The 13,659-nt window shown below is 47.1% G+C and carries 12 protein-coding genes; 2 read left to right on the forward strand and 10 right to left on the reverse strand.

Features of this window, described 5'->3' with window-relative positions; genetic code table 11:
• Positions 1–2: 2 nt before the first annotated feature.
• The 5 genes from cas6 to B3K42_RS03745 form a co-directional block, all read right to left on the reverse strand.
• Positions 3–737, reverse strand: coding sequence for a CRISPR-associated endoribonuclease Cas6 (gene cas6, locus B3K42_RS03725; RefSeq protein ID WP_292596928.1), 735 nt, complete (start codon positions 735–737; stop codon positions 3–5).
• Positions 738–1,104: 367 nt separating this feature from the next.
• On the reverse strand, positions 1,105–1,257 hold the full coding sequence (locus B3K42_RS03730; RefSeq protein WP_183084243.1) for a hypothetical protein: 153 nt from the start codon (positions 1,255–1,257) through the stop codon (positions 1,105–1,107).
• Between the two features lie 731 nt (positions 1,258–1,988).
• The gene (locus tag B3K42_RS03735; protein WP_292596931.1) at positions 1,989–2,525 is read right to left on the reverse strand and encodes a hypothetical protein; all 537 of its coding nucleotides are present in this window, start codon (positions 2,523–2,525) and stop codon (positions 1,989–1,991) included.
• A gap of 315 nt (positions 2,526–2,840) precedes the next feature.
• Positions 2,841–4,757, reverse strand: coding sequence for a type I restriction-modification system subunit M/S (locus B3K42_RS03740; RefSeq protein WP_292596933.1), 1,917 nt, complete (start codon positions 4,755–4,757; stop codon positions 2,841–2,843).
• Positions 4,758–4,767: 10 nt separating this feature from the next.
• Positions 4,768–5,034 (reverse strand): DUF4258 domain-containing protein, encoded by a 267-nt coding sequence (locus tag B3K42_RS03745; RefSeq protein WP_292596935.1) that lies wholly within the window; start codon positions 5,032–5,034, stop codon positions 4,768–4,770.
• 854 nt (positions 5,035–5,888) lie between these two features.
• Here B3K42_RS03745 and B3K42_RS03750 point away from each other — a divergent pair.
• Both B3K42_RS03750 and B3K42_RS03755 read left to right on the forward strand, forming a co-directional pair.
• The gene (locus tag B3K42_RS03750) at positions 5,889–6,623 is read left to right on the forward strand and encodes a DUF6577 family protein (protein ID WP_292596937.1); all 735 of its coding nucleotides are present in this window, start codon (positions 5,889–5,891) and stop codon (positions 6,621–6,623) included.
• The gene (locus tag B3K42_RS03755; RefSeq protein ID WP_292596939.1) at positions 6,620–7,666 is read left to right on the forward strand and encodes a nucleotidyl transferase AbiEii/AbiGii toxin family protein; all 1,047 of its coding nucleotides are present in this window, start codon (positions 6,620–6,622) and stop codon (positions 7,664–7,666) included. Before B3K42_RS03750 ends, B3K42_RS03755 begins: the two co-directional genes overlap by 4 nt.
• Before the next feature lie 482 nt (positions 7,667–8,148).
• Here B3K42_RS03755 and B3K42_RS13730 read toward each other — a convergent pair whose 3' ends face one another.
• The 5 genes from B3K42_RS13730 to B3K42_RS03775 all read right to left on the reverse strand — a co-directional run bounded on the left by B3K42_RS13730 (position 8,149) and on the right by B3K42_RS03775 (position 13,658).
• On the reverse strand, positions 8,149–8,469 hold the full coding sequence (locus tag B3K42_RS13730; protein WP_349680952.1) for a putative immunity protein: 321 nt from the start codon (positions 8,467–8,469) through the stop codon (positions 8,149–8,151).
• 249 nt (positions 8,470–8,718) lie between these two features.
• A complete protein-coding gene (locus tag B3K42_RS03760; protein WP_292596941.1) occupies positions 8,719–10,323 on the reverse strand; it encodes a glycogen debranching protein in 1,605 nt (534 codons plus the stop codon).
• A complete protein-coding gene (locus B3K42_RS03765) occupies positions 10,323–11,207 on the reverse strand; it encodes a carbohydrate ABC transporter permease (RefSeq protein ID WP_292596943.1) in 885 nt (294 codons plus the stop codon). Before B3K42_RS03765 ends, B3K42_RS03760 begins: the two co-directional genes overlap by 1 nt.
• 12 nt (positions 11,208–11,219) lie before the next feature.
• Complete coding sequence (locus tag B3K42_RS03770; protein ID WP_292596945.1) at positions 11,220–12,386, reverse strand: carbohydrate ABC transporter permease; 1,167 nt, start codon at positions 12,384–12,386, stop codon at positions 11,220–11,222.
• Positions 12,387–12,443: 57 nt separating this feature from the next.
• Positions 12,444–13,658 carry an extracellular solute-binding protein gene (locus tag B3K42_RS03775; protein ID WP_292596947.1) on the reverse strand — a complete coding sequence of 405 codons (1,215 nt, stop codon included), beginning with the start codon at positions 13,656–13,658 and terminating at the stop codon, positions 12,444–12,446.
• Position 13,659: the final 1 nt, after the last annotated feature.

Below are 13,659 nucleotides of genomic sequence, written 5' to 3' on the forward strand. Positions count from 1 at the left end.
GATCACCTCCTTTCAATGGTTTTTATCATTCCAAATCCCTGTGCATTCTTTGAACCTAGACCCCAATCGTAGGCTATCGATATAAGTTCCGGATCTGCCTGAAGCTCAAAGCGGAAATCCCAGGCGATTTGAGTGAAATCCTTGTACTTCACAATCCGTTGAACTGGTCTTGAGGCAAGTTTGAAGGAGAAGGATTCTCCCGCTCTGACGGAATTACCCAATGCACTTGCCTTTCTGTTGAGGTTTTCCCGAATCTGGATTGCGAAATCTTTCTCCACCGGATTGTAGAAATAAGTTTTCTTTCTTCCGTCTGCTGTCATGAGAGTCGAATAGACAGTTATTGGTGATATTGTTTTGGCCACTATGCATTTCGTTTCCGGAAGGGTTGGTTCTACCTCTATCGATATAAGGTCCAATTTCGCACCTAGAAGCCGAATTCCTCCGTTCTTCATAAGGCCGTTCGCAAAGGCTTGGACATAATCTTCAAGAGGTGATGAGAAGTGCAAGCTTATCGGAGGGGTTAGCGATATTGAGCCTTCATTAATCCTTTGCTTGCGACCAAGGAGTCGTGAGAAAGTGAATGGTCTTAGGGTTCTTCCATTCGCGGTTAGGCCAAAGTCATGGCTTTCCGGGATTACGTCTGAGAGTATCTTATATATTGCCGACTGAAGTGGATATGAGTAGCTGATTGGTAGAGAGACGGGTTTTTCGCTTTCAAGTGAAATCCTTATTCTCAAAATGAAACCCCCATAACGCAGCCTCTCATATCGTTTCCTTTATGAGCGACATGAATCCCTTTCGATAGTCCAAAGGAACGGGGTCCGGAGTTTCATACGTTGCGAGCAATCGCAAAACCATCACCTCAATTCATCTTGAATAAGCAATATTTATATGACAAATGTTTGTAAGATGACAATGCATTGCTTAAGTTACTCGTAATTTAGTTGTGTGAAAGACTTAATGAGAATTAATTCATGTACATTATATCGCTTGTAACAAATAAATCAAAATCCAAGAATGTATTAAGGCCTTTTGAAAGGATGCAACGAATTATGCGGTTACAAAGACACGAAAGTGTCGAAAAACAAGAGCTTCTGAAAGGATCTACAAGTAAGAATTGCACTGGCACATAAGGATAGAAAAACTCACCTCCCTGTAGTAAGTGGCTGAAGTATCGCCCATTCGAAGAGTGATTGGTTCAAGTCCAAACACCAGTGTAGACAAAACAAATAAGAGAAAGAAGATAGTTCTTCGCATTTCGATCCTCCTTTTCTCGTTCCAGGCATCCCCCCAAAAACGATCGAATCCAAACAGAATTATAAAGGAGTTTACATTGAAAACAAAATTCATCCTTTTCGATCATTGGAAAAAAAGACCCGGCATCATTGCCGGGCAAAAAAGAAGGTGAAAAACACTCGGTTTGCTTGTGCTCTAGTCGCTCATAAACATTACGTTTCTCAATCGCTATCTGCAAATAGCAATTACTTCACCAGCACCTTCATCGCCGTTTTCCAAAGTCCCGGATAAGACCCATCACGTTTCAAGAATTCTCATGAAGCCATCGAAGCTGGTTATGACGTCCTGTAAGTTCGAAGCTATTATGCTGTTTCTTGCATTCCTTTGCTTCTTACCTGGTTTCATAGCTGACATGAACTGGCCAACAAAAGAAATTGTTAATGCAATCCAAAGTCATTGACGCAAACCAAGCACTACAGTATTCGCATTTTAACCTAAATTTCTTCATAATATCGAATCTGGTTCCTCCATTAATGCTTTGCACAGAAGCTTCCGAAGAATGCAGATTCAACCGATTTCCCGAACAACTCCAAATACCAATGCAGGAGGGAAGCTTATTACGTCGTAGTATTGGTGAATTCCCGTAATACCAGGCGACAGAAGTAGGCTGAACAAAAAAATAGAAGCGCATTTATTAAAGGAAATCTCCTTCAGTTAGTGCTAGGAACAGAATCGCACGATCCTTACGGCTACTAGCTTGCCCTTCCGTAGAAGTGGTTGATGAACCCTACAATGAATGTCATGTCGCATTCTCTGGGAAACACTATGTCTTCTCCCATGGAGAAAAGTTCAGGGAACTTCACTGCCAGTTTTCTCAGCTCTTCCCTTGTGGATGATGTAAGAGGCTCGGTGTTGGAGGTCTCTTTCGAGAGACAGACATAATGTGCAGTGCTAAGATCGTCTGTAAGGTCCGAGACAGAGATTATCGTGTAGGGGATTAATCTCTCCGTTTCCATCCGCTTAATCTCCAGGAGAACTCTCAAAAGTCTTTCCGAAAATTCTGCGACCAGTTTCTCTTTAGCCTGTTCGAAAGACATTCCTGATTTCTTGCAGTCTTCGAGTTTCTTTCTGCAAAGAAGTATCTCACCACGCGTTACAGACTCTGTATAGACCAGCCCATTAATACTGGCCGAGTTCTCCCACTGTCTTTCGAGCGCGAGGTGATTAAGCTTTCTCTCAACCGCCGATCCAACTATTTCTTTCAGTTCTTCATGCCAGTTCCAGCTCATGTTATCATCTCCTTAAATCTCTTCCGTTGAAGTGGATTGCTGATTTACAGGATGTCCAGGATAGTTACTATCCGTGTCGATTCTCTTCTCCTTTTCCGATGTTGCTTACAAGCGCGGATTCCCGTCTTTCTCTCAACTCAGTTTTATTTTAGTTGGACAGCTCATTATCTGCCGGGAACCATTGAGGGGTCTCGCCAGTATTGTACCGGGCTACTTCCGTTTAAAGAAAAAGAAAAATTCGAAAAGCGGTCAGCGGACAGTGTGATAGCCTGTAGTATGCACTCGGCAAATCGCGTAGAATCTGTTCCGTTCAATTCAATTTCCGTCTCTTTTGCGATTTTGAGACACTCCTTCTTCAGGCAGAAACAAATTGCTGAACTGTTCCCTTTCGGCTTCCGTAAGTTTAGCTATCTCTGCCTCAAGATCGCTAATCTTCTTTCTGAGTTTTTCCGCCGCCTTTCTGTACTCCAGAAACCTCTTTTCATCCACTATCGGGATTTTGATGTTCTCAACATTTCGTACACTCAGACCTCTTAGCACCGTCCCTGTGGAAATCTGGGTTAGCAGGGACCTGCCATATTCGCTCCTTAGCAGTTCATAAAGCGCCCGGGCCGGGTATCTCCCCTGATCAACTCTTATGCGGATTAGATTCGCCCCTATCGCTACAATTATCCCTTCACCATACTCCCTAACCATCGCCACTTTATCTACGGTGCCCTTCGCCGATAGAACTATATCGCCCGGATAAAGCTGAATTCTTTCGACCTCGTCCCTATCTTCGATGTATATTGTCTCCGCCTTTTCAAGATTCAACTCCCCGTTTCCCTCAATGTCGGAAATCTTGAGCACATGAACCTTAAAGGCACTGCCTTTCTCCGTAGTGGTCTTCAATCTCCTCTTATCAGTGCCCGAGGAAACCTCGGCGATTTCCCCAATTCTTACGCCCGGAAGCTTTGAGATAGCTTTGACAAGTTTCGCTTCTTCTTTGGATGAGGGTATCTGCATAATATAGGCTGATGGCAGGAGAGAAAACCCGTGCGTTTCCATCTCGGAGAACGACACTATTCGCGATAAGCCGTCTATGTCCTCCCACTTGCTGTATGTATCAAGTGCGAGCTCTGCCAGAGATGATCCAGATAGTTCTTTGTCAAGAGCCGTACCCGAAATAGAGATCATGAGAACGGATCCTTTTCGCGACTCCTGTTTGTCCCTGTTTAATATGAGAATGCTGCTTGCAGGCACAGAAAGGTTTGACGGTAACGATGGAAGTTGGATGACTGCTTCGACGAGGTCATGCTTGACAAGGTTCTGCCTTATGATTCCGTCGGCGAGTTCCCTGATGAGGGCGCCGTTTTGTATAGAGGCGACAAGTTTTCCGTTCTTCTTCAATGAGCTGATTCCGTGCTCAATGAAAGCCCATTCGCCTGTCCTGGGGATACCGTAGATGAATCTCATATAACTATCGCTTTCAAGGTCTTCCCTTCCCAGTCTCATTCCCATTGGCGGCTCGCAAACAACCCTGTCAAACTGTTTGACTGAATAACCTTTAGTATGTATAGGACTTCCAAGAGTGTCCCCGCATACCAGACCTTCTGAACAAACATCCAGTACTTCCATAATGACTCTAGTAAGGATACATATTTCCCTGTCTATCTCCTGCCCGGCTATTCTCACCGGCCTGTTGCCCGACCTTTCAGAAAGATACCTGAAGGGTCTGCCGTAGCCAAAAGCGGGATCGTATACCACCATTTCCGGATCATATTCAAGAACGCCAACCATTATGTCTATGAACAACTGGGGCAGCAAGGCAAGTCCATGTCTGTTAGTCTCTTCAAATGTCTTCGTCATGAGATCGTATATGGAGTAAGCCGTCTTTCTGATTTCCGCTTTCTCGACCGAGTTAATAACGCCCTCAAGATATTCCAGGGCAGTATCTACGAATATGCTTTCGTTCTGGCAAATCGATTCAGCGGAGATCAAAATCTCATCAAAAGGAATATGCGGGTATCTTTCCGAAAGATACTCTGTTTCTTCTCGAAGTAGACAGTGTCTTCTTGGCGAAGGACTGGCGGTTACTGGAATCGGGTCATCTTTGAGCCGCGTTTTTCTTGCCAGCATTTTCAACCAAATGAAGCCAAATACACTCCTCACTGCTCTCTCGCTGCCCGTTCTGTCTCTTAGTAGAGAAATGAGACTCCAAAGGTTCTTCTCGAATTCTTTAATATCCAGCATGTTGGCACTCCTACGACCAGTTCCATCTGGCAGTCTTGTTCTTATAAGCGGTTATTACCACATTCCCTACGACCACAAGTCTTAATCCGTTTAGAGAACCATGTTCTCTATCGACATGTCTCTTACCGACAAATACATGTACTGCGTTACTAATATGCTTCTTTGCCCCGTTCATTAGAGCATAGATCAGATCCTCTTTATTGATACCTCTTTGATTCATCCGCCTCAAAACATGATCAGACAAGTAGAAACCCGTTGAAGCCAATTCTCTCATCATGCATCGCCTCCCGGTGGTCTTTCAAATACATACTATCACAAACGGTACTCGGTAAGTCCTACTATATATATTACAACATAATTAAGTATTGCATAACCCAACAATCTTTCAGATCCATTCATGCTTCTGCGTAAAACTAAGACATTGCATTGGGCAAGCGTGAAAAGTAAACCCCGGCGAACCGGGGTCTGGTTATAGTTTTTATTCAGCATTTAAACAGCACTGAGCAAGACTTCCGCGCAAAAGATGCACGTGCACATTAATATAAACAAGAGAAGACAGAACAAAAGATATTCTTTCTCCTAAAGGAGAAACGAAAGTTTGGCTTTCGCTAGAACTGGAAAAGTTGAGAAATCAAGGATATTCTTGCTGACAGGACTTGGAATCGTTCTTTGTTTAGATCAATCGAGAAAGGGTATATCGAGACGTTGCTGTGCTCACAAGAAGGCGAGAGATAGAAAAGCCAGTCTGCTGGTGCAGGCCAGTCAGGCTCCGCCTGGCCAGTCTTTGCTTCGCAGAGGCCAGTTCCGACTTCGTCGGGCAAAAAAAGAAGATCCGCTTGGCCAGAAAACGTTACACGCTTAACGCTGATGAAACCACGTTGCCCGTCAACTGTCCTGCGTCCTTTGCATTAGCCACAAATTCGCATCAAGGGCTCTTTTTATGCCCTCAGTTTTGAATCAAGAACACGAGGACCCGGACTCGGGGCGTCGGAACGAAGAAGCTTCTTTCCCCACGCCTTACCCGCAACCCCAGCAACGGCTATGGATGAAAGAGAGTCTGATTCTCTGATGCTATAATAAGAATTAGCGGCAATTGAATATATTTAGTGCCATAACTTGTAGGTGACTAATATGAACTATATTGACCAAAGAGATGTAGAAGACTGGTTCAAGAACGATCGGTTCCTGACAACCAGTGAGCTGGTCAAGAGGCTGAGTCTTCGTTTTCCCGATGCGAAGACCGGGACTCTTTATGCGAAGCTGCACAGGCTGAAGAGAGAAGGACTCGTGAGAAACGTCAGAAGAGGTCTCTATGCAGCCGGAAGCAAACGGGAGTTCGAACCTGTCGTATCGAAGGAACTCTCAGATTTATTCAAGAAGCTTCGGAAGAGGTTTCCGTACCTGGAGAGCCTGTGCGTCTGGAACAGCAGATGGCTAAACGAGTTCACTGTTCACCAGGCTCTCTCTTCGATAATGATCATAGAAAGTGAGCGAGGTACAGAGAAGGCCGTGTTTGAATTCGTCAAAGCATCTTACTCCAGGGTGTTCATTGATCCGACTCCAAGGGAGATAGACAACTACATCCTCGGATGCGAGAAGTGTTTCGTTGTAAGGCCGATTGTGAGCGAAGCCCCCGTAACGTTCTCTGATGACATCTCCATACCGAAGCTGGAGAAGATACTTGTCGATCTTGTCTGCGAGAAGGACCTCTTCGTATCGTTTCAGGGAGAGGAGTTGCGCAACATATACCTCAGGGCTTTGACCGATTACAACGTGAGCCTGAGTACGATCAGAAGATACGCCAGCCGCCGCGGAAAGCTGGATGAGGTCAACGAGCTTATTGAGCAAGAGAGAGAGAGCATATGATCACAAAGAACTCCGCTACCGGACAATGGCTGGATGCGGTTATGAAATCATACAAGAAGAACGATCCCGGAATAGTCGAGAAGAGCATAATGGCGCTGACGTTGCTCGAACAGCTTTCCGTTGAAGGCCTCGACTTCATATTCAAAGGCGGGACGTCCCTTATGCTTCTTCTGGATAATTTCAACAGGTTTTCGCTGGACATAGACATATTGCTCAGCGATGAGCAGGAGGGCCTCGAGGATATATTCAATACAATCTGCAAGAAAGGTGTATTCAAAAGCTGGTTCGAGGATGAACGCAAGACTCCTTCGAATGTTCCCAAAGCTCACTATGGATTCGTAAGGGAATCGGTGTTGGACGGAAGAGAGCGGGCAGTCTTTGTGGATATCCTTTACCAGGAGGTCGGCACAAGGTCGCTGTTGAAAGTCCCCGTGAGGCATAGAGTAATAGAGATAGCCCCGCCGGACGTGTTGGTAACCATACAGACTCTCGACGCTCTGCTCGGAGACAAGCTGACTGCCTTTGCGCCGAACACGACGGGTATTCCGTACGGCACCGGAAAGGAAGCAGAGATAATCAAGCAGCTCTTCGATCTGGGAGTCCTTTTCGACAATCTGGCCGATCTTGATGAAGTGCGGAAATCGTTTGTACAGAACTGCATGTTCGAACTCGGTTACAGGAAGCTTGACTTGAGCGAGGTCGATGTCCTGAATGACTGTTTTGACACGGCTATCACGCTGATCTATAGAGGAGTCTACAAGAAAGAACAATTCAACTATCTTATGACGGGTATCAAGGCGTTCAAAACATTCTCATTCAACAGTAGCTTCTCTCTGGAAGACGCCATAAAAAGCTCGGCAAAGGTAGCGTATCTTGTGCAGTTGCTGAAGGCCGGTAAGGGACGTCATGAGAAGTTTCGAGAAACAATCGACTTACGTAATGTCAATATCATCAACCCATCGTGGAGCAAGCTGAATAAGCTGAAGAAGACAGATCCAGAAGCTTTCTTTTATCTATTCAACGCATTGAAGTTGATCGAGTAGTAGGTTTTAATTACCAGCGAGTGAAATCAGGCGCTTGCGTAGAGAATCTACTTTCGAGCCGGTCGATCGGTCCGCATGTCCAGATGTACCGTGGACCCGTCCTTCGAAAGAGCCGCTGAACGCTTATGAAAACCACGTTGCCCGTCAACGGTACACCGTCCTTCGAGATGAGCGTATGAGTCGGGTCTAGGATTGTGGGGTTTAGGGTTTCGCAAGAGCGTTAGGAACAGTTCTTGGAAAGAAGGGTTCTTGGTTGTGACGCTACGCGTCCAGGTTATTCGTTGGTTCGGCCCCCGCTCAAGTGACGATTTATCCGGCGTAGTATCCCTGTTATTCAGCACTTCCAATTGATTTTGCAGGGTTCGGCTCGTTTTCAATCGGCACTTCACGCAGCGCGTCAAGCATACGTTCGCATTCTTAGGCGACGAGCCGCTCCAGTTGTTCCCTGGGCGCGCCCGTTCCATGCATATCGTACGCAACCACTAACGCTCCATATAGAGCCAGCTCGACACAGTGCCGCGCCGAGTGAACGGTCTAGCGCTCTGACCAATCGCTCTTTCAGCGGTTCGGGCAACGGGATTGTTTTGGGCTTCTCTGGCGGCCGCGTGACACTGGAGGATTTCCTTTTTCGCCTCCGCCTGCTTTATCTTTCCCGGTAACCACTCCCAAGCGGCTTTCAATGTGTTTTGGGGTCGCGGGTCATCCGGATAATGTTTAGTCCAAAAGGGCAATAGACTTTCCACTGAATAATCATCCGCCCAATTCGCAAGTGTCGATTTACGCTGCGTTTCTATCAATTTCACGAGTGACTGGATACACTGCGCATCCAATCACCAAGCATTTTCCTTACTCTTGGCATACTCACCCTTCGTTAGGCTGTTACTAGACTTCTCAAGGACTCGACTACAAGTTCCAACCAGGGATTTGTCCCTTGGCGGCACATCAGTTATACCCGGTCTGCCTTTTGGCCTTGACAGTGTTCTCAAATTCAAATCCCGGTGTGAATACCGGCCCTTTCTGGAGTTTCTATCAACAAGCAGGGAAGGGGGAGTTCATGAGATCGATAAGTGCTCGATCAAAGGTATCGCGTAGGCATTCCAGGCCTGGATCGTACAACCGCCAGCGGGAAGTATTTCCGGTAACGCCCCGTACATTTCCCTTTTTAGGGAGTTCTCAAGAGATGCTATGAACTTTTCCGAAAGGTCCGGCCTTCCGTATCTGATTCCCGCTTCTATGGCAAGGAGAGTGGGAAGTGACCAGACAATATCGTTTTTGTCTCCCTCTCCATAATCGCCTGCTTCGAAGGTTTTTAGAGGGAGCGAGTGTATCAGCCCCGGCTCTTTGAAGTAGCCTATCTTCTCCATTTTTGCCAGCAACCTCTCCCCGGCTTCTCTCTGGATGAGACCCATGGACAGTGGGTAAATCTGTATAAAGTGACCCTCAAAATACCCCCTTTTTGGGCTGAGGGCATCGTAAAAAAAGCCATCTTTGCCGTACCAATCTTTTAGAAACTCACGATCGTATCTTTCAAGAAGCCCAGCAGCGAACCAAGGGTTTTTGAGATCTTTCATCATGCTCGAGTCGCGGAGCTCTTTCAGCATAGAGTATAGCCAGCAGGCGCAGTCCAACAGGGCAATTTCACCAGCCATGGGTACTTCTACGATCCCTTCACCCTTAGGATACAGCTTTCGCGAAAGATGGCAGGAAAGATATGAAAGGGCGCTGTCCACAAGTTCTAAGTACTCTACTTTAGAAGTCTTTATCGCGTACTTCAGGGCCAGATAGGCAAAAGCGATTATCTCGTTCATTCTTCCGTGAGCGTATATCCTGCCCGCGGTTGTAACTTCGTGAGGGGTCAAGCCGTTGCCGAATTTCCCGAGATTGTCTATCGTCTTTCCCACAAGCTCCAGCATGGGCGTTTCGAGCAGTCCGAGGCAGGTATAGACTCCGTCGATCCCGAACCACCAGGGGAACTCTCCCAGTCCAGCGACAAATCCGCATCCCGCGTCTCTCTCGAAGAAGAGTTCAAGCGCTCCGACACTTGCCCAGAATGGTATCGAGTCTTGGAATGGTGGAAGATATCGCCGGTTGTATTCCTCTCGCTCGAGGTGGTATCGTTCGTAATCCTCTTTCCCGGGTCTACCCAACGCAATAACCGTTTCAAGATCGCCCTTTTTGCTGATCTTCAGCCAGTCGCCTTCTACCGCGGCCTCTCCGTTCACTTTTACGAAAGAACTCATGCCCTCGCATTCGCGCCAGACGATCGTGTCCCGGCCTCGATTCTCCACTTTCAGCGAGATGTTTCCAGAAGGTTTGTCTTCGAGCCACACTAGGTCCAGTTCTTTTCTGAGGCTGAACTCGATCTCGGCACTGCTCTCAATTCTAATGGTAATAAGTGGACTTTCAGGGTGGGCAAGAATCCTGAGATCGGCGCCGGGATAGTGAACAACGCGTTCGGAGACTTTGTTCTGAAAGCCAGTCGGCGAAACCCTCTTTCCATTGAGAGAGAGAGAATATGAAGAGAATAGCCTGTAGTTATCCAGCCAAAACCCGCCCATCTTTCCCTTCAAGTGCCAGCCAATGTTTTCTGCGTTTCCGCCGATACCTCCAAAAAAATATGCCCTCCTGCCCGCCACGTAGTAGTTAAAATTATCCATCAGCCTTTCACCCCGGATGAGACGCCTGTATCTATGAACTGCCTCTGGAAGATCAGGAAAATGATTATCATGGGTATCGTCATCATTATGGAAGCTGCCATCATATACTGCCAGTACGTATAGTAACTTGTCCGGTAGAAATCAAGCCCCACAGTTAGGGTAAACATCTCCTTTCTCGAGGTCATGAGCAACGGCCAGAGAAAGTCGTTCCATGTGCCGACAAAGATGTATATGGCCAGTGCCGAAAGGGCCGGTCTTGAGATTGGGAGCACGACTTTGAAATAAGTCTTGACTATCGAGGCGCCATCGATTCTCGCTGCCTCTTCCATCTCCTTGGGAATACCCATGAAGAACTGCCTCATCAGAAAGATCCCGAAGACACCGGTTAGCTTGGGCAGAAAGAGGCCGTAATAAGTGTTCACGAATCCGAACCTCACCATAAGGTTGTAATTGGGTATCAGGGTGACGTGACCGGGGATCATGAGTGTGGCCAGAAAGAGTGCGAACCACAGATCCCTCAGGGGAAAACGCAACCTTGCGAAGGCGTAACCTCCGAGTGCATCGAAGATAAGGTGGCCAACTGTTACCAGCGTGGCATAGATGATCGTATTAAGTATCCATCTGGCGTAGGGCGTGATCTTGAAGACCTGTACGTAGTTCTCGCCGGTAGCGGGGGCTCCAAAAAACTCTGGAGGCCACTTGAATAAGTTTATCTCGGGGGGCCATTTCATTATATCCGTACCCCTGGTCACACCGTTGTCGGTGTATCTCATAGGAGTGAGAGATACTATGGCCGACCAGATGAATGGAAAGAGCGAAACGACCGCATAGAGAATCAGCACCGCGTAGGCGATAATCAGACCAATCTTGAGTTTTTTCTTCATGCAATCGCCCCCTTAGAAGTACGATTCTTCCTTAATCAGTTTGCGCTGAAGCGTGGTAATAGCGAAAATTATCAGAAAGAGGACCATCGCGATCGCCGAAGCATAACCCATCCTCTGATATTCGAAAGCGTTCTTGTATATGTAATAGGAAATCGTTATATTCCGCATGTTTTTTATGAGGAAGTATATCTGGTCAAAAACCTGCAGACAACCGATGATTCCCATTATCGATACGAAAAGCATCTGAGGCTTGAGAAGGGGCATAGTGATCTTCCAGAAGGTCTTCCAGAATTTTGCCCCATCGAGCTGAGAGGCCTCGTAAATGGATGATGGAATGCTCTGCAGCGCGGCCAGAAAGGTTATCATGAAGTAACCGGCGGTGGTCCATATATTCATGACCATAATAGCTCCCAGGGCCGTATTCGGTTCATTGAGCCAGTCAACGGCCTGAAAACCGAACGTTGAAAGGAGCCTGTTCAAGACACCGGGCTTGGAGTATATAAGCCAGAAGATCATGGAAATAGCCGCGGAAGAGGAAATTGCAGGCAGGAAGAAAACCGTCTTGAAGAATCTCTGCCCCATGATTTTCATGTTAGCCGCCACTGCCAGGAGCATCGCCAGCAACGTCTGGATGGGAACGACTACGATGGAATAGACAAAGGCGTTCTTTAGCGAGATCCAGAAATACTGGTCTTTGAACATCTCCCTGAAGTTCTTGAATCCCACGAATTCAGGTACATATCTCACGAAGAGCTCACTCTTTGAGGCCATGTATTTCCTCATGAAGTCTTTGACGGACACCGAACTGTTGAGCCTGCCCGCCAGAAAGTCTTCTACTATCCTGTCCACTTCAAGAAAACTACTTACGGCTTCCTTTTGCTCTGCGTTCAGTTTCACCCCAACATCCAGTGTCAAGAAAGTCTCGGGTTCAAAAAGAGAGAGTAGCTCATTCTTGACAAGCCCTTCTTCATCGGGGAAGACGCCCAGATGAAATGAAACGGATTCTTCAGGGACGAAGGTCATATTGAATTTTTGGGCTTCCAAGGGCTGGTAGTTGGTGAAGCTGTAGTACAGGCCCGCGAATACAGGGTAGATCGTGAAGATCAAGATGGTGATTATTATAGGCGCTGCGAAGAGATAGCCAACCATGGCTTCTCTCGTTTTGAAATTCAGCTTCATATCGTCACCCCTCTAAAGAGATCCGGGCGGATCGCAATCCGCCCGGCAAGAGACAGGTTATTCGGCTACCCAGCCCGGATAATTCTCTTCGATAAGCGCAAGAGCTTCTGAGAGGCTCACTTTCTGATAGAAGAGATCCTTCAACAGCGAGTTGAGCTGGTCGTGAGCTCTGGAGAAAATTCCGCTTGGTGTCTTAACCATCCAGGGAATACCATACTCCGCGCCTCTGTAGAATGCCTGTTTCGTTGGATCGGTATCCTTTTCAGCGTTCTGTATGTTGGAGGCCAGTACTCCTGCTTCCGCGACAAACCGCTCCTGTCCCTTCGTCACAAGGAACTTTAAGACTTCCCAGGCTGCATCCTTGTTTGGAGTAGTTCTGTTTATGCTCCACGAGACCGTATAGACCATCGTCGACTTCTCAATAAGATGCGGCATCTCGACTATGCCGGTGTTCTTCAGAACTTCGGGGTAATCGCCAGCGAGGAATCCGATAGTCCAGGGGCCGGTCATCGCCATAGCCACACTTTCCTTTCCGTAAGCTTCTCCAATCCACCCTGCACCCAGGTTTGCCGGCTCCTGAGCGACTCCATACTTGTTGACCAGATCGAGATAGAAATTGAGGCCGAACTTGGCATCCGGTTTACCCAGAGCTACGTTTAGATTCTCGTCAACGATGTCTCCACCTGTTCCATAGACAAAAGGCAGTACCCTGTTGAGATCGGCCGCAAGAACTAGAGGGGTTTCAAAGCCTTTTCTCTTGAGTTGAAGCGCCTTATCAAGCATATCGAACCATGTGTCTTCGTCCGTAGGGTAGGCGACGCCGTACTGGTCGAATATTTTCTTGTTGAAAACAAGAGCAAGGGTAGAAAAGTCCTTCGGGATTCCGTAGATCCTATCCTCGTACTTGAAGGCTTCGATGAGATTTGGGTAGAACCAGTCGATGTCGAAATTGACGTCTCTTTTGATATATAGATCTAGTGGAAGGAGCACATTCTGCTTGGCCAGTTCTTCGAACCAGAAGGCTTCAACATAGAAGATATCTGGAGCGGTGCCAGCAGAGTACTGGGTGACAAGCATTTGCCTGAAGTCCCCTGGTATTGGCTGCCATTCGACCACGATATCTGTTTGCATGTTGTTGAATTCTTCAACGTTCTTCATTATGACGGCCTCTTCAACAGGGTTTCCAGGCCAGCCGCTGATTCTGATGTTCGTGACCCCTAATGCCATTAGTCCAACTACCAAAACAACGCTTACCAACAAAAATCTTTTCACA

Source organism: Mesotoga sp. UBA6090 (genome assembly GCF_002435945.1).
Classification (GTDB): domain Bacteria; phylum Thermotogota; class Thermotogae; order Petrotogales; family Kosmotogaceae; genus Mesotoga.